General features: G+C 30.9%; 22 protein-coding genes. 18 read left to right on the top strand and 4 right to left on the bottom strand.

Annotation, left to right across the window (positions count from 1 at the left end):
• Positions 1 to 12 precede the first annotated feature (12 nt).
• Positions 13 to 2,646: a bifunctional acetaldehyde-CoA/alcohol dehydrogenase gene (adhE, locus tag B3N22_RS23235; protein WP_286911030.1), complete on the bottom strand. Its 2,634-nt coding sequence runs from the start codon at positions 2,644 to 2,646 to the stop codon at positions 13 to 15.
• A 273-nt stretch (positions 2,647 to 2,919) separates the two neighbouring features.
• Entirely contained in the window at positions 2,920 to 3,669 is a 750-nt protein-coding gene (locus B3N22_RS23240; RefSeq protein ID WP_034856372.1) for a DeoR/GlpR family DNA-binding transcription regulator, read from the bottom strand.
• A 348-nt stretch (positions 3,670 to 4,017) separates the two neighbouring features.
• On the opposite strand from B3N22_RS23240, the gene B3N22_RS23245 reads away from it, so the two are divergent.
• From B3N22_RS23245 to B3N22_RS23325, 18 genes are all read left to right on the top strand, one after another.
• The gene (locus B3N22_RS23245; protein WP_021803690.1) at positions 4,018 to 4,839 is read left to right on the top strand and encodes a transketolase; all 822 of its coding nucleotides are present in this window, start codon (positions 4,018 to 4,020) and stop codon (positions 4,837 to 4,839) included.
• The gene (locus B3N22_RS23250) at positions 4,839 to 5,756 is read left to right on the top strand and encodes a transketolase family protein (protein ID WP_238906802.1); all 918 of its coding nucleotides are present in this window, start codon (positions 4,839 to 4,841) and stop codon (positions 5,754 to 5,756) included. The genes B3N22_RS23245 and B3N22_RS23250 overlap by 1 nt, the downstream gene beginning before the upstream one ends.
• Positions 5,757 to 5,784: 28 nt before the next feature.
• A complete protein-coding gene (locus B3N22_RS23255; RefSeq protein ID WP_286911034.1) occupies positions 5,785 to 7,305 on the top strand; it encodes a phosphohexomutase domain-containing protein in 1,521 nt (506 codons plus the stop codon).
• 211 nt (positions 7,306 to 7,516) lie between these two features.
• Entirely contained in the window at positions 7,517 to 10,426 is a 2,910-nt protein-coding gene (locus tag B3N22_RS23260; protein WP_286911036.1) for a sigma 54-interacting transcriptional regulator, read from the top strand.
• Positions 10,427 to 10,445: 19 nt separating this feature from the next.
• The gene (locus B3N22_RS23265; RefSeq protein WP_181602184.1) at positions 10,446 to 10,895 is read left to right on the top strand and encodes a PTS sugar transporter subunit IIA; all 450 of its coding nucleotides are present in this window, start codon (positions 10,446 to 10,448) and stop codon (positions 10,893 to 10,895) included.
• Between the two features lie 34 nt (positions 10,896 to 10,929).
• Complete coding sequence (locus B3N22_RS23270; protein ID WP_021803685.1) at positions 10,930 to 11,235, top strand: PTS sugar transporter subunit IIB; 306 nt, start codon at positions 10,930 to 10,932, stop codon at positions 11,233 to 11,235.
• A gap of 20 nt (positions 11,236 to 11,255) precedes the next feature.
• Positions 11,256 to 12,674, top strand: a complete 1,419-nt coding sequence (locus tag B3N22_RS23275; protein WP_286911039.1) for a PTS galactitol transporter subunit IIC — start codon at positions 11,256 to 11,258, stop codon at positions 12,672 to 12,674.
• A gap of 429 nt (positions 12,675 to 13,103) precedes the next feature.
• Positions 13,104 to 13,292, top strand: a complete 189-nt coding sequence (locus tag B3N22_RS23280) for a ferredoxin (protein WP_181602186.1) — start codon at positions 13,104 to 13,106, stop codon at positions 13,290 to 13,292.
• A gap of 523 nt (positions 13,293 to 13,815) precedes the next feature.
• Entirely contained in the window at positions 13,816 to 14,202 is a 387-nt protein-coding gene (locus tag B3N22_RS23285) for a sigma-70 family RNA polymerase sigma factor (protein ID WP_286911041.1), read from the top strand.
• The gene (locus tag B3N22_RS23750) at positions 14,199 to 14,327 is read left to right on the top strand and encodes a hypothetical protein (protein ID WP_414632256.1); all 129 of its coding nucleotides are present in this window, start codon (positions 14,199 to 14,201) and stop codon (positions 14,325 to 14,327) included. The genes B3N22_RS23285 and B3N22_RS23750 overlap by 4 nt, the downstream gene beginning before the upstream one ends.
• A gap of 10 nt (positions 14,328 to 14,337) precedes the next feature.
• The gene (locus tag B3N22_RS23290; protein ID WP_286911043.1) at positions 14,338 to 14,574 is read left to right on the top strand and encodes a BhlA/UviB family holin-like peptide; all 237 of its coding nucleotides are present in this window, start codon (positions 14,338 to 14,340) and stop codon (positions 14,572 to 14,574) included.
• Positions 14,575 to 14,666: 92 nt separating this feature from the next.
• The gene (locus tag B3N22_RS23295; RefSeq protein WP_286911045.1) at positions 14,667 to 15,008 is read left to right on the top strand and encodes a hypothetical protein; all 342 of its coding nucleotides are present in this window, start codon (positions 14,667 to 14,669) and stop codon (positions 15,006 to 15,008) included.
• A 77-nt stretch (positions 15,009 to 15,085) separates the two neighbouring features.
• Positions 15,086 to 15,430, top strand: a complete 345-nt coding sequence (locus tag B3N22_RS23300) for a hypothetical protein (RefSeq protein ID WP_286911047.1) — start codon at positions 15,086 to 15,088, stop codon at positions 15,428 to 15,430.
• A gap of 308 nt (positions 15,431 to 15,738) precedes the next feature.
• A complete protein-coding gene (locus B3N22_RS23305) occupies positions 15,739 to 16,788 on the top strand; it encodes a galactitol-1-phosphate 5-dehydrogenase (protein WP_238906797.1) in 1,050 nt (349 codons plus the stop codon).
• A 40-nt stretch (positions 16,789 to 16,828) separates the two neighbouring features.
• Entirely contained in the window at positions 16,829 to 17,497 is a 669-nt protein-coding gene (gene rpe / locus B3N22_RS23310; RefSeq protein ID WP_286911049.1) for a ribulose-phosphate 3-epimerase, read from the top strand.
• 92 nt (positions 17,498 to 17,589) lie between these two features.
• Positions 17,590 to 18,027 carry a ribose 5-phosphate isomerase B gene (gene rpiB / locus B3N22_RS23315; RefSeq protein ID WP_286911050.1) on the top strand — a complete coding sequence of 146 codons (438 nt, stop codon included), beginning with the start codon at positions 17,590 to 17,592 and terminating at the stop codon, positions 18,025 to 18,027.
• A 27-nt stretch (positions 18,028 to 18,054) separates the two neighbouring features.
• Positions 18,055 to 18,747, top strand: a complete 693-nt coding sequence (gene araD, locus B3N22_RS23320; protein ID WP_073022240.1) for an L-ribulose-5-phosphate 4-epimerase — start codon at positions 18,055 to 18,057, stop codon at positions 18,745 to 18,747.
• A 68-nt stretch (positions 18,748 to 18,815) separates the two neighbouring features.
• On the top strand, positions 18,816 to 19,472 hold the full coding sequence (locus B3N22_RS23325) for a class II aldolase/adducin family protein (RefSeq protein WP_286911054.1): 657 nt from the start codon (positions 18,816 to 18,818) through the stop codon (positions 19,470 to 19,472).
• A gap of 75 nt (positions 19,473 to 19,547) precedes the next feature.
• Here B3N22_RS23325 and B3N22_RS23330 read toward each other — a convergent pair whose 3' ends face one another.
• Together B3N22_RS23330 and B3N22_RS23335 are read right to left on the bottom strand one after the other, a co-directional pair.
• Positions 19,548 to 20,279, bottom strand: coding sequence for an NAD-dependent protein deacylase (locus B3N22_RS23330; protein ID WP_286911056.1), 732 nt, complete (start codon positions 20,277 to 20,279; stop codon positions 19,548 to 19,550).
• 92 nt (positions 20,280 to 20,371) lie between these two features.
• Positions 20,372 to 21,676, bottom strand: a complete 1,305-nt coding sequence (locus tag B3N22_RS23335) for a hemolysin family protein (RefSeq protein ID WP_286911058.1) — start codon at positions 21,674 to 21,676, stop codon at positions 20,372 to 20,374.
• Positions 21,677 to 22,030: the final 354 nt, after the last annotated feature.

Raw genomic sequence — 22,030 nt, forward strand, 5'->3', positions numbered from 1 at the left:
AGAAAAGGCTTATTATGCAAGTTTAGGGTATTTTGAAAATATGCTTTTACTTTTTTTAGCTTCCTCTAAATCAAATGAGTTTATATACATTTCTTTAATTTCGCTTATAAGAGGATATCTTGGATTAGCTCCTGTGCATTGATCATCAAAAGCTTGCTCACACATATCATCAAGATTTCTATAGAAGTTTTCTTTTGATATTCCATATTCTTTTATGCTCATAGGAATATTTATTTTCTTTTTAAGTTCATTTATAGCTTTTATTAATAAATCTACTTTTTCATCCTCAGTATTTCCACCAAGGTTTAGATAATCAGCTATCCTTGCATATCTCATTTTTATATTAGGATATTTATATTGAGGGAATCCTGCTTGTTTTTTAGGATCATCTGCTGCATTAAATTTTATAACTTCATTTATTAGTAAGGCATTAGCTACTCCATGAGGAATATGGTGTTCTGCTCCTAGTTTGTGAGCCATTGAGTGACATACTCCTAAGAAACAGTTTGCAAAAGCCATTCCTGCCATAGTTGAAGCATGAGCCATTTTTTCTCTAGCTTTAATATTAGTTGTACCTTCCTCATAAGCAAGAGGTAGGTATTTAAATATAAGTCTTATTGATTCCATTGCTAACCCATTAGTATATTCAGAAGCTTGAATGGATGTGTAGGCTTCTAATCCATGGGTTAATGCATCTATTCCTGAAGCACTGGTTAATCCTTTTGGCATATTCATCATTAATTCTGCATCTACTATAGCCATATCAGGTGTTAACTCATAATCTGCAAGTGGATATTTTATACCTGATTTTTCATCAGTAATAACTGCAAAAGGTGTAACCTCAGAGCCTGTACCAGCAGAGGTTGCTATTGCTACCATCATTGCATTAGTACCTAATTTAGGGAATGGACATATTCTTTTTCTTATATCCATGAATCTCATAGCAACATCTTCAAATTGAATCTCAGGGTGTTCATATAAAACTCTCATTATTTTTGCAGCATCCATAGGAGAACCTCCCCCTAGGGCTATAATTACATCAGGGTTATAACTTAACATTTCATTTGCACCTTTAAGGGCAGTAGATAGAGTTGGATCAGGTTCAACTTCAGTAAATATTCTAAAGTCTACTCCTATTTCACTAAGAACATCTGTAACTCTATTTGTATATCCTAGATCATTTAATATTCTATCTGTTACTATAAAAGCTTTCTTTTTACCTAAGTCCTTTAGTTCTCTTATAGCAAATGGTAAAGAACCATATTTAAAATAGGTTTTTTGTGGTACTTTAAACCAAAGCATATTTTCTCTCCTCTCAGCTACGTTTTTTATATTTAATAAATGTTTTGGTCCAATGTTATCTGAAACTGAGTTTCCACCCCATGGACCACAGCCAAGTGTAAGTGAAGGAGTTAATCTAAAGTTAAATACATCCCCCATAGCTCCATGAGTGGCTGGAACATTTATTAAAGTTCTAACAGTTTTCATATTTAAAGTGAATTTATCTAATTTTTCTTTTTGTGTTAAGGTATCTATATAAAGGGTTGAGGTATGTCCTAAACCGCCTTGTTCGATTAGTCTTGAAGCTTTTTCTATAGCTTCATCAAAGGTTTTAACTCTGTACATTGTTAGTACAGGAGATAACTTTTCATGGGCTAAAGGTTCAGAGAATTCTACAGATTGTGCCTCTGCAACTAAAACTCTTGTATTATCTGGCACGGTAATTCCAGCAAGTTCAGCTATTTTTAAGGCAGATTGTCCTACTATATCAGGATTTATATTGCCTTTAACTAATAGTATCTTTTTTAGTTTTTCTGCTTCGAAGAATCTTAATACATAAGCTCCTCTTTCTTCAAATTCCTTCTTTACTTCATCATAAATAGAGTCTAAAACTAATACTGATTGCTCTGAAGCACATATTACGCCGTTGTCAAAGGATTTGGATAAAATTATTGAGCTTACTGCCATTTTTATATGAGCAGTTTCATCTATTATAGCAGGGGTGTTACCAGCACCTACACCTATGGCAGGTTTACCAGAAGAGTAAGCAGCCTTAACCATAGCAGGGCCACCAGTTGCTAATATAATATCAGATTCTTTCATAACAATTTGAGAAAGTTCGATACTAGGTTCATCTATCCATCCAATAATTCCTTCTGGTGCGCCAGCTTCAACTGCTGCTTTTAAAACTATTTTTGCAGCTTCAATAGTAGCATTTTTTGCTCTCGGATGAGGAGAGAATATAATTCCATTTCTTGTTTTTAAAGATATTAAAGCCTTAAATATAGCTGTCGATGTAGGATTAGTGGTAGGAATAATAGCAGCTACAACACCTATAGGAGAAGCTATTCTTTTAAAGCCAGCCGATTCATCATGCTCTAAAATACCACAAGTTTTCTCATCTTTATATTTATTGTAAATATACTCAGCTGCAAAATGATTTTTCATAACCTTATCTTCTAAAACACCCATACCACTTTCTTCTACAGCCATTTTAGCTAATTTAATTCTTGCATTATTTGCAGCTATGGCAGCGTTTCTGAATATTTTATCTACTTGTTCTTGGGTATATGAGGAAAATATCTTTTGAGCTTTTCTTATTTCTTCTAGTTTAACCATTAAATCTTCACTATTAGTAACTTTCATACAAATCCCTTCCTTTAATCCAAATTGTTAATTATTTAACATCTATGTTAATAATATAACAAGAATTGAATTAAATCAAGATTATTTTCAGAAAATTTTAAATTTACAGTTTAATTAAAGTTTGGCTATATAAGCAAAGTAGTTGATGAAAATGTTTAAACAAGGTAGTAGATTTTATGATAGAAATAGTAAATTCATAAATAATTGATATTAAAATTGATAATTATTTAACATAAAGTAAATAAGAAAAAGTGAGATTTCTCTCACTTTTTCTTAATCTATAACAGTTATATTTTGTCTGCTATAAAGATTTTTGATTTCAGAACTAATAGAGTCAGTTATTAAATAACTCAAATCTTGAGGTGGGCAAACAACTTGATTTGAAACTGTTCCTAATTTATCTGATGTAACAAGTGCTATTATTTCAGAGGAAATTGACACCATTTTTCTTTTGGTCAAACATTCAGAAAGGGTAGGGCAGCTTACCCCTATTTGAGAGTCTATATTGTATATACCCATAATATAGATATCAACTCTCATGGTAGATAAAGCCTCAACCGTATCTATTCCAACGTTAATCATTGATTTTTTGTTCAATGTGCCACCAAGCATAATAACTTCTATTTGTTTGTGATTAGCTAAAGCTACAGCTATTGGTGGACTATTTGTTATTACTGTTGCCTTTAGATTGATAGGTAGTTGTTTTGTTAAACATAAATTTGTAGTTCCACCATCAATCAATAAAACCTGATCATCTTTTATAAAGGGTAAAGCTTTTTGAGCTAAACTCATCTTTATATCACTGAAGACTTTTTCTCTAATAGAAAAATCCTCAAGTGGCGGACCTAGTCTAAGAGCACCACTATGAACTCTTCTAATTAATCCTTTATTATCTAGATCTTTTAAATCTCTTCTAATGGTATCTTCCGAAACAGATAATCTATGACTTAAATCACTTGCAATAACCTTTTGCTCAGAGTTTATAATTTTTAAAATTTCCTGTTGACGTTCTTCTTTTAACATAATCACCGTTCCAATCTGCTGAATAGATATACTATAAAGAATATGATAACATATATTTTACAATTATTAAATAAAATATAAACAATTAAATATAAGAAAAAAAACGCAAATAAAAGTAAAAAATATGCGTTAATATACTTTACTTAGCGTGAAAAATAGATTAGAATATAAATGAAGAAGCACAAAACCGCTATAACGGGCAAAAGTAAGAAAATAGCTTCAACAATTGTTGCATGTATTCAGTACATCAGCATTCTTAAAAGAAATCGTATAAAATTTATAAAATCTTTGGCAACAACATGCCAATAAAAAATAAGATTTAAGATAAGATTTAAGGAGGAAAAAAAGTTGAATACAGAAAAACTAAAAGATATAGCAAAAGCTATAAGAGTAGACATCATTGAAATGTTAACAGCATCAAAATCAGGACATCCAGGTGGATCATTATCTATCGCAGATATATTAACAGTATTATATTTCGAGGAAATGAACATAAAGGTAGAAGATCCTAGATGGGAAGACAGAGATAGATTTGTTTTATCAAAAGGACATGCAGCACCAGGATTATATGCAGCTTTAGCAGAAAGAGGATATTTCCCAAAAGAAGAACTTAAATCTTTAAGAAAATTTGAATCAATACTTCAAGGACACCCAGACATGAAGAAAACTCCAGGAGTAGATATGTCAACAGGATCACTTGGACAAGGATTATCAGCAGCTAATGGAATAGCTTTAGCAGGAAAATTAAATAAAAAAGACTATAGAGTATATACAATAATCGGAGACGGAGAACTTCAAGAAGGACAAATCTGGGAAGCTGCAATGAGTACATCTCATTACAAATTAGATAATGTAGTAGCTTTCATAGATCATAATGGACTTCAAATAGATGGATCAAACGAAGAAGTTATGAACGTAAATCCAGTAGATGCGAAGTTTGAAGCTTTCGGATGGAATGTTTTAGTTATAGATGGACATAATTTAGAAGAGATAAAAGAAGCTTTAGTTAAAGCAAAAGAAGTTAAAGGAAAACCAACAGCAATAATAGCTAAGACAGTTAAAGGAAAAGGCGTTTCCTTCATGGAAAATAAAGCTTCATGGCATGGAACTGCACCAAATGAAGAACAAAAAGTACAAGCTTTAAGTGAGTTACAAGGAGGAGAAAAATAATGAATATAGCAACTAGAGAAGCTTACGGAGAAGCATTAAAAGAATTAGCATCAAATGAGAACGTAGTAGTATTAGATGCAGACCTTGCAAAAGCAACTAAGAGTGGAGAATTCAAAAATGTAGCACCAGATAGATTCTTTGATATGGGAATAGCAGAAGGTGACATGATTGGAACAGCAGCAGGATTAGCTACATGTGGAAAAATACCATTTGCAACTACTTTTGCTATGTTTGCAGCAGGAAGAGCATTTGAGCAAATCAGAAACTCAGTAGCTTATCCAAAATTAAATGTTAAAATAGCTGTAACTCATGCTGGTATAACAGTAGGAGAAGATGGTGGAAGTCACCAAGCTATAGAAGATATATCTTTAATGAGAAGTATACCAAATATGGTAGTAATAAATCCAGCTGATGCGGTAGAAGCTAAAAAAGCAGTATTTGCAGCAGTAGATTATTATGGACCAGTTTATATAAGATTCGGAAGAGCAGCTACACCTGTAATCCATGATGAAAACTATGAATTCAAAATAGGAAAAGGTGAAGTTTTAAGAGAAGGAAAAGACGTACTTATAGTAGCAACAGGAATAATGGTAGCTAAAGCTTTAGAAGCAGCAGAAACATTAAGCAAAGAAAACATAGAAGCAACTGTTGTAAATATACCAACTATAAAACCATTAGATAATGAACTTATAGTAAACTTAGCTAAAACTATAGGTAAAGTAGTTACAGCTGAAGAGCACAGCATAATAGGTGGATTAGGTTCAGCAGTAGCAGAAGTATTAGCTGAAGAAGCTCCAGCTAAACTTAAGAGAATCGGAGTTAAAGACGTATTTGGTCAATCAGGAACTCCAGATGTTTTATTAGCACATTATGGATTAACTGCAAAAGACATAGTTGAAGCAGCTAAATCACTTTAATAGTAATTACTAAGGGGGGGAAATAACCATGAGCACAAGTTTATATAATGTAGTAGATGATAATACAAAACTTACATTAAAAAAGCTGAAAAATGGTACGGATATAAGGGGAATAGCTATAGAAACTGAAGAGTACAAAGAAACCCTAAGCCCCGAAATTGTGAAATTACTTGGAGTTGGTTTTGCAAAGTTTTTAAAAAATAAGTCAAATAATAAAGATAATATAAAAGTGGCATTAGGTATGGACTCAAGATTATCAGGTCCTAGTTTAAAATCAGCTTTGACTGAGTCTCTAACTAAAGTTGGAGTAAATGTAGATGATTGTGGGATTACTACCACACCATCTATGTTTATGACTACGGTTTTAGAAGATTATAAATGTGATGGATCAATAATGATAACAGCTAGCCACCTTCCATATTATTATAATGGTCTTAAATTTTTCACTCCACTTGGGGGATGTGAAAAAGAAGATATTGATGAAATAATAAATTTGGCTTTAGAAGATAATGAAGATTATATAGTGGTATCACAAGGAACTGTTTCAGAAATAGATTTAGTAAAAGACTATTCTAAATTACTAGTTGATAAAGTAAGAAATGCTGTAGGAACTGAAAAACCATTGGCAGGAAGCAAAATAATAGTGGATGCAGGAAATGGAGCAGGTGGATTCTTTGCAGATAAGGTATTAAAGGAACTTGGGGCAGACATTGAAGGTAGTCAGTTTTTAGACCCAGATGGAACTTTCCCTAACCATATACCTAACCCAGAAAACAAAGAAGCTATGGAATCTATAAAAAATGCAGTACTTAACTCAAAAGCAGATTTAGGAATAATCTTTGACACCGATGTAGATAGATCAGCAATAGTTTCTAAAACAGGAGAAGAGATAAATAAAAATGCTCTTATAGCATTAATATCTTCTATAGTTTTAAAAGAAAATGAGGGCGCAACTATAGTTACAGATTCTATTACCTCAACAGGATTAGCAGAATTTATAACTAACTTAGGTGGAGTTCATCATAGATTTAAAAGAGGATATAAAAATGTTATAAATGAAGCTAAAAGACTTAATGAAGAAGGCATCGTATCTCCTCTAGCAATAGAAACTTCAGGGCATGCAGCTTTAAAGGAAAACTATTTTCTAGATGATGGGGCTTACCTTATAGTAAAGATCCTTATAGAAATGTCCAAACTAAAAAAAGAAGGCAAGGATATAGATTCCTTAATAAAAGACTTAAAACATCCTTTAGAAACTGAAGAAAAAAGGATAAAGATTAAGTGTGAAGATTTTAGACCTTACGGACAGTCTGTTATAGAAGATTTAAAAGAAAGTGTTTCTACTATAGAAGGCTGGAGTATTGAACCTAAAAACTATGAAGGAATAAAGATTAATTGCATAAAAGAACAAGGTTGGTTCCTACTTAGATTATCTCTTCATGAGCCTTTACTTGCTTTAAATATAGAAAGTGACTTAAGTGGTGGAGCAAAAGATATTTATAGTAAGTTAGCTAAACTTTTGGAGAAATATAAGGAATTAGCATTATAAAGAAATACACAAATAAGGTTAGAGAGTAAAATCTCTGACCTTATTTTTTTTGCCTCAAAATTGAGAACTTTCTCATTTAAATAAATCTAACTTTAGTATAAAATTTTAAGAAAATGTATACAGAAAACGTAAGTCTATTTTTGAAAATGTATACAGTTTAATTTCTTTTGGCTTAGAAAGGAGGGTTAGGAGATAAATTACAATTAGAAATATGTTTGGCACAGCACTTGCTAAATATATAAACGTAGGAGGATTTAGTATGAATTTAAAAGACAAGTTTATAAACCTAATAAAAAATGAAAACAAAAAAGATCCTTATACTGATGCAAAGCTTGCAAAGATGTTAGCTACATCAAGAGAAAATATCACCGCATTAAGAAAAGAACTTAATATAGGAAACTCTCGAGAAAGAAGAAAACCTTATCTTGAAAGTAAAGTAGAAGAAATTCTAAAAAAAGATCCTAAGATAAATGTAAGTAAAATAACTAGGAAACTTTTAGAAGATGGTTTTGATATATCGAGGCATGTAGTTGAAGAGTTATTGCAAGAAAACGGTGAAAATATTGAAAAGATAATTGATGGAGATGAATACTCAGATCCTTTTGAACTTTTGATAGGTTATAACGGAAGTTTAAAGAAATGTATTTATCAAGCTAAGTCAGCAATACTATATCCACCTTTTGGACTTCCTACATTAATTACAGGTGAGAGTGGTGTTGGTAAAACACAATTTGCAGAGAGTATGTACAAGTTTGCCAAGAATTATAGAGAAGGTTCAGAAGATATGCCTTTTATAATATTCAACTGTGCAGACTATGGGGACAATCCTCAATTATTACTATCCTTATTATATGGATACAAAAAAGGTGCTTTTACAGGAGCAGATTCAGATAGTGAGGGATTAGTAGAACAAGCAAATAATGGGATACTTTTTTTAGATGAAATTCATAGACTTCCCCCAAAAGGACAAGAAATACTTTTCTCAATATTAGATAGGGGTACATTTAGAAGGCTTGGGGAAACAGGTGTTGAAAGAAAAGTAAATATAATGTTCATAGGTGCTACAACAGAAAACATAGAATCTCAGCTTCTTCTGACATTTAGAAGAAGAATACCTATGATAATTTCCATACCTTCATTAAAAGAAAGATTTTTTGTAGAAAAAATTAATCTTATATATCAGTTTTTTCAAGAGGAATGCGACAGAATCAATTACAAGATTTATATAGAGGCAAGGGTAATTGAAATATTGACACTAAAAAAGTTTAACGGAAACATAGGTCAGCTGAAAAGTATAATAAAGGTCATTTGCGCCAGAGCATTTATGAAACACATAAATAGAAGCGAAGACATAATCAATATAGGCTATGACGAAGTTTTAGAATCAAACATAGTTGATAATGGTCTTATGCTAGAAGATGTAAATGTAATGGAAGTTAGAAAGTATAGCAAGGATATGATACTCATTCCCTTGTCTGGAAATAAGATAGAGGTTTTAAAAAACAGTAAAAATGATGATGTGTTTTTAGAAGATTTTTATTCTCAAATTGAAAAGAAGTACCATGAACTATTAAATCTAGATATGGAAGCAGAAGAGTGTGAAGAGATACTTTGGACCTTTATAGTAAATAAGTTTAAGGATCTAGAATTTGATGGGGACAAGGATAAATTAGTTACCTTAAATGATTTAGTAAATCTTATTGATGGAGATATAGTTAACTTAGTTAAAGAGCTAAGAGGGAGTTTGATTAAAAATATTGACTCATCGAATGAAAACGTATTTCTTTATTTAGCGATACATCTTGAAGAGGCTGTTAAGAGGATAATGCTTAAACAGCAGATAATTAACATTAATTTAGCTAAGATAAAGGATGAACTCTTTGAAGAATATAGAGCAGCATTAAGTTTTGCAGAAAAATTAGAAAAGAAGAAAAATATAAAAATACCAGAAGATGAAGTTGGATTCATTGCAATGTATATAAAGGCAGCTACTGAAAATAAACCAAATGAAAGCAGAGTAGGGGTAATAGTTTTATCTCATGGACAGATTGCTACAGAAATAGTGAAGGTCACAAAACAACTATTAAATGTTAATTTCCCAGTAGCAATAGATATGCCTTTAAGTGAAAACCCATCTGTAATTTATGAAAAGGCCCTAGCAGTTTCTAAAATAGTGGATGAAGGAAAAGGAATAATATTTTTAGTGGATATGGGTTCATTAGTTAAGGTTGGGGGAATGATTTCAGAGAAGCTTGGAATAAAAACTAGGACAATAGACAGAGTAGATTTATTAAGTGTTATAGAAGCCGCTAGAAAGGCATCTTTACACGATAGCGATTTAGATGAAATTTATTTCAGCCTAACTAGATCTAGAGTAAGTTATCCTAACTTAATTGTAGAAGAAACTTCAAAACCTAAAGCAATAGTTACACTTTGTTTAACTGGCGAAGGGACGGCTTCATTTATAAAAGAATCTTACTTAAAAAATTATCCTAATCTTAATATATTCCAGCTAGGTGTTATGGATGAAAAGCTAAGGGAAAAGATTAAGGAAATAGGAATGAATTATAAGATTATAGCAATAGTAGGAACCATAAATCCAGAGATTGAGGGAATAAACTTTATACCTTATGATCCACTATTAATAAATAACGGATCAAGAGAACTGGAATTTATATTAAATAAAAGCAAGCTTAATAGTAGCTCAATATATGATGATGATTTAATTCTATTTGAACCAGACATTAAAAACTCTAAGGAGTTAATTGAAATAATGTGCTCCTTACTTATAAATAAAGGATATGTAAATAAAGGTTTTATGAATTCTGTACTAAAAAGAGAAGAAATAGTTCCAACCTTCTTTAAAGGGGGAGTAGCTATGCCTCATGGAGATACGTCAGAAGTAAAAAGATCCTCTATGGTTTTCGTAAAACTCAAAAGACCTATAAGCTGGGGATTTGGTAATGTTCAAATAGTATGTCTACCAACCCTTAGGGTTAATGATAAAAATCTTGTAAAAAGTATGTTAAAGCCATTCTTAAAACAAGAATTTATAGAAGAATTAAAGGCTACTAAAAGCATTAAAGAGTTTAAAGATAAAATTTACTATATATTAAATTAATTAAAGGAGTGAAAATATCATGTTAGATTTAGATTTAATCGAACTAAAATTAAAAGCAAAGTCGTCACAAGAGGTCATAGAAAAGTTAGGAAATCTTATGTTGTCAAAAGGATATGTACTAGATAGTTATGTAGATGCAGTTCTTACTAGGGAGGAAACATTACCAACAGGGTTACCTATAGATGGATTTAGTGTTGCTATACCACATACAGATTCAGGTCACGTAAATGAGTCAACAATAGCAATTGCTACATTAGAGGAACCGGTAGAGTTTAATATGATGATAGACCCTACACAAAAAACAAAAGTGCAATTAGTATTTTTACTTGCAGTAAAAAATCCTAATGCACAGGTTCAATTATTAAAAACATTAATGTCAGTTTTCCAAAACAAAGAATTACTGATGAATCTTCAAAAAGCTTCATCAAAAGAAGAAGTAAATGAGCTATTACGCTGCTTGGCAGTCTAATATAAAAATAATATGAAAAGGGGTAGAATGTAAAATGAAAAAATTCAGTGTTTTATCAGTATGTGGATCAGGAACAGTTACTTCATCAATGATAGCTGAAAAGCTAAAAGATGAACTTGAAGAAAGAGGTATATATATTACAACTAAGGAAGCTAGACCAACAGAAGCTTATAATTTAGTATCGGGAGGAGGGTTTGATTTTATAACTCATACAAGTCCACTACCAGAAGCAGATTATGGTATACCTACTATAAATGCTGTAGGATTCTTAACTGGATTTGGAGAAGAAGAATTCCTTGATGAAGTTATGGCTGTTATTGAAAAATTAAGTAAAAAGTAGAATAAAGGGGAGGGGTCAAGATGTTTTTTCAAACACTAAAACAAATTTTTGATACATTTGGAGCACCAATATTTGTTCCTATAATGATTTTTGTTATAGCAAAAATCTTAAAAGTAAAAACTAAAAAAGCTTTCTTTTCAGCTTTATATGCAGGGGTAGGACTTGAAGGGTTCACGTTATTATTAAATTCATTTACACCAATCATATCACCAATTGTTCAAAAGATGGTAGATACTACAGGAATTCAATTACCTGCTTTCGATGTAGGTTGGCAAGCGACAGCTTTAGTTGCATTCTCAACTGAACCAGGAATGATATTTTTAGCAGTAGGTTTAATAGTTCAGACTTTACTATTTGTTCTTAAAGTAACAAATGTATTTCAACCTTCAGATCTTTGGAATAATTACTCTTATATAGTATGGGGTTCAATGGTATTCGTAGTTACTAAGAACATGTTCTTAGCATTAGCTTGTATGATTTTATTAAACATGTACAGCTTATTAATTGCAGAGCTTATGGCAAAAAGATGGTCAAGTTATTATCAATATCCAAACTGTACAATAATCGCTATGCATAATATAGAAGCAGCAGTATTTACAGCAGCTTTTGATCCAATACTTAATGCAATAGGATTTAATAAAATAAAGTTAAATCCACAAATACTACAAAAGAAACTAGGTTTCTTCGGAGAACCAATTTCTTTAGGACTATTATTAGGTATGTTTATAGGTGCACTCGGAAACTTAACATCGCTTAACACTTTAGCAGCTTGGGGAGAAATAACTAAGATGGGTATTGCAACAAGTGCAATCATGGCTATATTCCCTAAGATAGCAGGACTTTTTGCTCAAGCATTCCTTCCTATAACTGAAGCTGCTAGAAAGAGTCTTAAAAAAGGATCTAACTCTACACGTGAATTCTACCTAGGTGTTAATGATGCTACAGGCTATGGTGAACCAGCTACATTAATCAGCGGAGTTATATTAATTCCAATCATGGTAGTAGTAGCAATGGTTTTACCAGGAAACAAAGTATTACCAGTTGTAGATTTACTAGCATTGCCTTACATGGTACAAGGTATAGTTGCATTAACAAATGGTAACATGGCTAAAACAATAGTTAACGGAATCATTTGGTTTGGACTTGGACTATTAATGTGTACTTACACAGCACCATTATTTACTGAAATAGCTACAGGTGTAGGAATTGCACTACCAGCAGGAGCTTTAATGATAACAAGCTTTAATATTTTAGGAAAACCACTTATGGGATTAGTATTCTTTGCATTCTTAAGTCAAAATCCTATATTTATCGGTTTAGCAGTAGCTGTATATGTAGTATTACTAGTATTATTCAGAAAGAACAAAGATTCAATCTATGATTACTTAGAAAGACAAGCTGCAAAAAATAACCCAGAACCAATAGCAGAAGCAGTTTAATATTTAAAATAGAAATGTAGTGATGGCTTATTAAAGTCTCACTACATTTTTTATTGTGAATTTAATGATGTTTGAAAAGATGCTATACACTACTGATCTGTAGAAACTCCTATTAGTTTTATAAAATTCATTTATTATAACGTTACTTCTAAAGGATGAAAAACTGCATACTTAATTATTTAATTATCACCGTACTTATGGTAGTACGGTGATAATTAAGTAATTAGATAATTAAATAAGTAGGTAATTAGATAATTAAGTAATTAAATTCCCTCTGCTATTCCATATAGAGATGTATACCAATAAATAATTGTATAGAGGTAACATCAGTTACAGAAATGAGCTATACAAAGTGATACACTTTAATTAATCACTTATAGAAATTAATGGTAATGAGAAGTGAATAATTATTTTAAGGAGGAGTTTTTTATGAAAGGATTTGTTGATAAGGATGCTTGTATAGGTTGCGGATTATGTGCTGCTGTATGTCCAGAAGTATTTGAAATGGACGATGAAGGAAAAGCGCAAGCAGTAGAAAATGAACTTGAAGATAACTTAGTTGAAAGTGCAAAAGAAGCTGAAGAGCAATGTCCAGTAAGTGCTATAACAGTAGAGTAATTAACTTAAAACTTAGACACTAATTTTAAACTTATAAAAGTAGACTACATTCTATTTAAATTACATTGATGAGAAGTCATGTGATTGATTGGGATGTAGTCTTTTTTTGTTCTTTAAGAAATTATAATGAAACTAACTCTATGAGATGAATTTATTGCTAGATGTTAATGTTACTTCTAAAGAATAAAAAATAGGAATTGAACGCCTGTAAGGGTTAGATAAGTGCAGATTTTCCTCACATGCGTTTGTAAAGGTAGATGCGCAAAAAAATCGACGTCTCACAGTAGCCTTGGCAATTTTTTTATGCACTTAATATTATTTTACATGAAATAGGATACTTAACTAAGTCTTATAATATACAATCATAAGATGTAAAATTTGAAAGAAAAAAGATATTTTTTTATCTTTAAACTATTTATAAAATACAAGTATATACATAATATAAATAAATTTTAAGAAAATACCAAATTAAGTTTACATATATTAGCATAAATTGTCTTTATTGCTTAAAGGAGGAAGGAATATGAATTCTAAATTAAGCAATTTTATAATTGAAGCTAAAGATGGAAAAGATGAGTCATTATTAAATCTTTTAGAAAAATTCGAGCCATTACTAAGAAAGTATTCTTATTTATCTCATTATGAAGATTGTAAATCAGAATTAATTCTATGTTTTATTGAAACTGTTTATAAGATTCCACAGAGTTTACTTTATCTAAGTGATGCTGTCATAGTAAGCTATTTAAGACAATCTATAGTTAATAGATATATTAATATAAACAAGTATAAAAACTACAGTAGTAATGAATTAAGTTGTGAGATTAAAGATTGGAATTATAAAATGGAATTCCATAGTGATATATACTTTTATGATTTATTAAAATATTTGAATGACTCAGAAAAAAAGTGATAATCTTAAAATACTTTAACTGTCTCTCAGACATACAAATTGGGGATTTATTGGGTTTGTCTCGACAATATATAAATCGTTTAAATAGAAGGGCATTATATAAAATTAAAAATTTTGTTGCTTAGGAGGATATATATGGAAAGTGAGTTAGTAAAAATGGCTGCAACTCAGGGGATATGGGCAGGGTTAAGTTTAGTTCTGATTTTTTATATTCTAAAGAATCAAGAGAAAAGAGACAATACTCAAGAAGAAAGAGAAAAGAATTATCAAAATATTATAAATCAGTTGACAGACAAGTTAGAAACATTAGATAGTATATCCAATGAAATAATAGATTTGAAAAAAAATATTTTAAATAATAATAAAAATTAGTTTACAGAATTTAAAAAATTTTATCTTTATATTATGTATTTGAATCGATCGAGTTGAATATAAAATAATTTAAAAAATGAGGAGAGATGAATATGAATGATATCACACAAGTAGTAAAAATTAGCAAGGCTGATTTACAAAGTAGGCTTAATACAAATTCAAACTTCAATGATGTAACTGGTGGAGTAGTAGTAGGAATAGCTGGTTGGATAGCAGAAAAGATATTAAAGAAAAGTCCTATAGGCTCAACTTTGCTATTTCTACAAGCTGTAGTTGAAGGAGACTCTTATTTAATTAGTCAAAAGATGAAATACATGGCTCAAAATGGATACACATATTTTGTAATAACTTCAACTTACAAGTATGTTGGATATATGCCAGGATCAAGCTATCCTACTTATTCATTAAAGACACAGACTTATAGTTATCAATAAAATCTAGGGCTTATAGCCCTAGATTTTTATGCGAAAAAATGATAATATATGTTTATAGTACTGAGAGGAGATACCAAATGAAGATTATTTTGGGATTAATGGTTATTTTATCTGTATACTTTTTTATATCGTCAATTTCTTTACTTACTAATAAAAACAAGAAGTTAATAAGTATTGCAATTAAAATGAGAAGACAAGCGATGAGGGAATTTGCATCTCAAAATTATGAAAAGACACTAAAAATACTAGCATTAAGTGACTTTTTTTCTTTTCTCATATGTGTAGCTGTTTCTATTAGCATAGTATATGACAAATATATACCTGCTAGTATTGATAAGGTTTTATACGTTATTTTGTTACTAGCTGGGACTATTTCAAGGATAGTAGAAGCAAGAATTTTGAGAAATAATAAGACGGAGTAGTATAAGGTATATATTTATTAAATTTATCAGAAGAATTTTAAAAGAAGCTTTCATAAGGATGAAGGCTTCTTTTTATTTTCTATAACTAATAAGTTACATATACAAAAAAACATAAACATTTTATGAAAAAGGATAATTTTTAAGGAAATGTAATGAAGATGGAAGTTTTACTGTAAAAATCTGCTTTTACATACAGTGTAATTTTATATTTTTGGTTGGCATGGGACTTGCTTTTTATTAATTACAAAAGGTGAACTTTTTAAATAAAGGTATCCTATTAGGAGCCTTCTGAAAGGAGTAATAGTTCAATGGAAGGAAAAATGAAAGCAGCAGTTATACATGCATTAAAAGATATTAGATGTGAGATGGTAGATATTCCACAGATTGGATCAGATGATGTTTTAGTTAAAGTTAAATATGCAGGAATATGTGGCTCAGATTTACCAAGAGCAATGGTTAGTGGGGCAAGAAAGTATCCATTAATATTAGGACATGAATTTTGTGGTGAAATAGAGGAAGTTGGAGCAAATGTTACAGGTTTTGAGAAAGGTGATAGAGTTGCTATAGCGCCACTTATACCTTGCGGAGAATGTGAATATTGCAGAGCTGGAAATTATGGTTTATGTGATCATTACAATATTATAGGAACTGGAAGTAACGGAGCTTTTGCTGAATATACTAGGGTTCCAAAGGAACATGTACTTAAGATTCCTGATACTTTAGATTTTGAAACAGCAGCAGGAATAGAACCAGCTACAATAGGTTATCATGGATTAGCTAAGGCAGAAATAACACCTGGAGATACTGTTGTAGTAATGGGATGTGGTCCAATAGGTCAATTCACTATGCAATGGGCTAAGATTTTTGGAGCTTCAAAAATTATAGCAGTTGATATATTTGATGAAAAATTACAGCTTGCAAAAGAATTAGGTGCAGATATAACAGTTAATTCAAAGGATTGTGATGCAGTTAAAGTAATTAGAGAATTAACTAATGGTGGAGCTGATGTAGTTGCAGAAACAGCAGGAAGTAAATTCACACAAGAGCAAGCAATACTAATAGCTAAAAAAAGAGGAAGAGTAGTTTATCTTGGAATATCTCATTCTGAATTACATCTAAAAGAAGAGTCCATAGAAAGTGTATTAAGAGGAGAAATTAAGATACAAGGTTCTTGGAATTCATATACATCACCATATCCAGGAAGAGCTTGGTATGCAACTATAGATTTCATGTCAAAGGGTGAAATTAAATTCAAACCAATGATATCTCATAAGATAAAGGTTGAAGAAGTAGGTAAGTACCTAGAAGATATGGCTGGTAGAAAAATTTACTTCAATAAAGTCCTAGTAGAGTTTTAAGAAGTTTTAATACTAAAGCAAATAGTAAAGGAGAATAGATATGGGAATAAGAATATCACCTTCAATATTAGGAGCAAACTTTTGTAATTTAGAGAAGGATATACACAGCTTAGAAAAACACGGAATAAAATCACTTCATATTGATGTTATGGACGGTAACTTTGTACCTAATATAGCTTTTGGACCAGATCAAATTAAGATGCTTAGGGGTATAAGCAAGGATTTAGAATTTGATGTTCACATGATGGTAAAAAATCCAGATATGTTTATTGAGGCTTTAGTGGAAGCAGGGGCAGATAATATAACAGTTCATGCAGAAACTTGCCCTCATCTCTATAAGACTATTTATACTATAAAAAGCTTTGGTATAAAAGCAGGTGTATCTCTCAATCCAGCTACATCAATAGAGGCAATAAAACATGTGAAGGAAATGTTAAACAAGGTTTTAATTATGACAGTAGAGCCTGGTTTTGGAGGACAAACTTTTATACCATTTATGGGACATAAAATAAAGGAATTACATGAACTTAAATTGGCTAAAGGGCTAGACTTTGATATACAAGTAGATGGTGGAATAAATATAAACAATATTTCAAAGGTTATGGAATTTGGAGCTAATGATATAGTTGTAGGTTCTGCAATGTTTGAAGGTGGAGATATTTCTAAAACTTTAGCTGAATTTAATAAGGTGGTTTCAAAATTCTACTAAGGATTTAGTAGAAGGGGATTTTTCGTGGTAGATAAATTAGGAAACGGATTAGATGTAAGAGAAATAGTTATAGGTATTTATGAGGTGAGAGTATGATAGCAATAGGTTGTGATCATGGCGGTTATGAACTTAAAGAAGCAATAAAGAAGCAATTAGAGAAAAATAATATTGAATATAAAGACTTTGGAAGCTATTCCAGTGAGAGCGTAGATTATCCTAAAGTAGCTTTTGAAGTAGCAACAGAAGTAGCTCTTAAACATTTTGAAAAAGGTATATTATGTTGTGGTACAGGGGTAGGCGTTTCAATTGCAGCTAATAAAGTCCCTGGAATAAGAGCAGCTTTAGTAAGTGATAAATTTACAGCACAGGCAACGAGAGAACATAATGATTCCAATGTTTTATGTTTAGGTGGAAGAGTTATAGGAGAAGAGCTTGCTTTTATGATAGTTGATATATGGCTAAATACAGAGTTTATAGGAAAACATCATACAAGAAGATTAGAACAAATTAAGGATTATGAAGCATATTAAACTAAAATTAGAGAGGAGAAATTTAAAATGTTAGAACAATTAAAAGAGAAGGTATTAAAAGCAAATTTAGATTTACCGGGATATGGACTTGTTAAGTTTACTTGGGGAAATGTTAGCGCAATAGATAGGGAGACAGGCTTAGTTGTAATAAAACCAAGTGGTGTTGAATATGATAATATGACAGCTGAGGATTTAGTAGTAGTAGATTTAGATGGAAACATAGTTGAAGGAAAATTAAGACCATCTTCAGATACACCAACTCATTTAGTGTTATATAAGAAGTTTAAGGATATCGGTGGAATAGTTCATACACATTCACCTTGGGCTACAATATGGGCACAGGCAACTAAGAGTGTACCAGCATTCGGTACAACTCATGCAGATCACTTTTATGGAACAATTCCATGTACAAGAGCTTTAAATGAACAAGAAATAAAAGGTCAATATGAAGAAGAAACTGGTAATGTAATAGTTGAAACTTTTAAAGATATAGATCCAAGTCAAATGCCAGGGGTACTAGTATATAGTCATGGACCATTTACTTGGGGAAAAGATGCTGATGAAGCAGTTCATAATGCAGTTATATTAGAAGAAGTTTGTAAAATGGCTTATGATACTTTAAACTTAAATACTCATCTGGCATCTATAGATAGTAACTTACTAGATAAACATTTCTTAAGAAAACATGGTGCAAACTCATATTACGGACAAACTAAGTAATTCAATAATTAATAGCATAACTTGTTTCAAGACTTGTTATGCTATTAATTTTATTAGGGGGATAGAATATGTTAGAGAATTTAAAGAGAGAACTTCTACAAGTAGCTAAAGATGCTGAAAAATCAGGACTTTGCAGGCATAAGTCAGGAAACTTCAGTATAAGAGACAGAAAGAGTAATTTAGTAGTTGTAACTCCAGCGGGAGTTGACAGAAACGAGCTTATTCATGAACAGATTTGTGTAGTGGATATGGAGGCAAATGTAATAGAAAGACTAGGAGATATGAAACCTACAAGCGAACTTTTAATGCATCTACAGATATATAAGACAAGACCAGATGTTAATGTAATAGTTCATACTCATTCAAAATTTGCTACTTCATTTGCAGTGATTAAAAAGCCTATACCAGCAATAGTTTATGAGTGTTCGGTACTAGGATTAAAAGAAGGGATAATTCCAGTAGCTGATTATGGAACTCCAGGAACAACAGCACTTTCTAATAGTGTAATAGAACCTATACAAAAAGCTGATGTCGTACTTTTAGAAAGTCATGGAGTAGTAGCTGTTGATAGAAATAGTAAAGACGCACTACTTAAAGCTAACTACGTTGAAGAATTAGCAGAGATTTATTATAGAGCTCTTATGATGAATGGTGGAAAAGAGCCTAACTCTATTAGTTTAGATGAAATACAAAAATGGAGATATCCTTCTGAAATAAAGTTTTAGGACTAATGTAAGTTTTATAAAGAGAATACTGTAAGTTTAAAAGCCATCTTTTGTATGAAAGATGGCTTTTATTATCTATAAATCTTCAGTACATTTTTTTAAAACTTTTCCTATAGAATCATGTATAACTAAATCAGCTTTAGAGTCAGCAGAAGTAGTGCTTTTATTTATTAATATTAGATTTTTTCCTTTAAAATAATTAATTAGTCCAGCAGCTGGGTAAACAACTAATGAAGTGCCACCAATTATTAAAGTGTCAGCATGAGCTATAGCGTTAACAGCTCCATTTATAACATCCTCATCTAACCCTTCTTCATATAAAACAACATCTGGTTTTACAGTTCCTCCACAGTCTGTGCAGCTAGGAGTTTTAGAAGATTTTAATATAAATTCTACTGGATAAAATTTATGACATTTAGTGCAGTAGTTTCTGTGAACAGATCCGTGTAGTTCAAAAACAGTCTCAGAACCAGCAGCTTGATGAAGTCCATCTATATTTTGAGTAATAACTGCTTTTAGTTTACCTAGTTTTTCAAGTTTAGCTAGTGCTAAATGAGCATCATTGGGTTTAGCTTCTTCATAAATAAGTTTATCTTTATAAAATTTATAAAAATCCTCAGTATATCTCATAAAATATGTATGAGAAACTAGTTGTTCAGGAGTAAAAGTTTTATTTAATCTCTCATTGAATAAACCACTAGCGCTTCTAAAATCAGGTATTCCAGACTCTGTTGATACACCAGCACCCCCAAAGAATACAATATTATTTGAATTTATAAGTATTTCTTTTAATTTATCTATGCTCATAGAATCTCCTTACATTTAAAGTAAATATAAGTACATTATATCACTTCTATATAAAAAGTACCGAGAACTATTATTCTCGGTACTCACAAAATTTATAAGGATATCCTTACTTTTGTTATTCTTTTTTCCTTAACTTCCTCTATATTAAAAGTTATATTTTCGTAAGTAAGATTATATGTCTCTCCATCTTTAGGTATAGAGCCTAATAGATTTATTAAGAATCCACCTAAAGTGTCTGTATAACCATCTTCTAGTTCCATATGAAGAGAATCTGCTAAGTCATCTAAAGATAATAAACCATTTGCTACATAGGTCTTATTATCTAATTTTTCTATATGAGGTTCTTCGTGATCATCTTCATCATTTATATTACCCATAACTTCTTCAATAAGATCTTCTATAGTAAGTATTCCTGAGAAACCACCATATTCATCTATTAATATAGCCATAGTTTTCTTATTGGACTGAAGTTCTCTAAATAATATATCTATATTTTTAGTTTCTGGTACAAAATAAGGTTGATGAAGAATTTCTCTAATATTAACATTCTCAAAACCAACTTTACGAGCTTGTACTATAAAATCTTTCATATAAAGAATACCTATAATATTATCTATATCATCTTCATAAACAGGTATTCTAGAAAATCTTTCTTCTAATAACTCATCAATAGCTTCTGCTATAGGGGTATCTATATTAAGTAGGTATACATCGGTTCTAGGTGTCATAATTTCTTTTGAGATAGTATCATCAAACTCGAATATACTCTCTATCATATCTTTTTCGGTTTCATTTATTACGCCATGTTCTTGTCCAACTTCTATTAAAGAACGTATTTCTTCTTTAGATACTTTCTCTTCTAAATCATCATCATTAAGCTTTGTTATTCTAAGCAATAAATTTGTTGATCCAGAAAGTAGTTTTACATATGGTAAGGCAATTTTAGAAATAAAAATTATAGGTTTAATTGAAAACATTGCTATAGCTTCTGCTTTCTTTAAGGCTACACGTTTAGGAAATAACTCTCCAAATACAAGAGTTACATAAGAAAGTAAGATAGTAACAACAATTTGAGCTACATTACTACTATAAGGAACACTTAGACTATCTAATAGTTTAGCTAATTGTCCTGATACTCCAGTAGCTGCAGATGCACTAGCAAAAAATCCAGCTAAGGTAATACCAACTTGTATAGTAGATAGAAAATTACTAGGTTCGTTCATAAGATCTTCTAGTAATTTAGCTTTTTTGTTGCCTTCTTCGGCAAGGTGTCTGATTTTATTCTTATTAATTGAGACTATTGCCATTTCTGCTGATGCAAAAAAAGCATTAATTAAAGTTAGGATAACTATCAAAACCAATTGAGTCGTGACGCTACCCTCAGGGACTGATTCCATTAAAATTCCTCCTTGTTATTAAACAAAATATGTTATGAAATATATAATACCATATTTAATGATTATTTTAAAGCCTTAATAAGATTGAAAATTGGAATTATAATAAATATTCCTAAAACTAAAGGCTACAGGCCCTAGTGTATCAATATAAGAAATACTTAGTAAAACAATGAATTATTTAGAAATACAGAAATAATATGATAAATATGATAGATTTGTAGAAAAAGGTCGAAACATATGTGTTAAGATATTACTTGTCGCTGCGGTACAGTAGCGAAAAACAAAAAATGGTCTTTGAAAATTAAACAGAGGAAACTTAAGAAGTTTTGAATAAAAACGAAACTTACACAACGA

Source organism: Clostridium sp. UBA1652 (genome assembly GCF_002320975.1).
Taxonomy (GTDB): domain Bacteria; phylum Bacillota; class Clostridia; order Clostridiales; family Clostridiaceae; genus Clostridium_T; species Clostridium_T intestinale.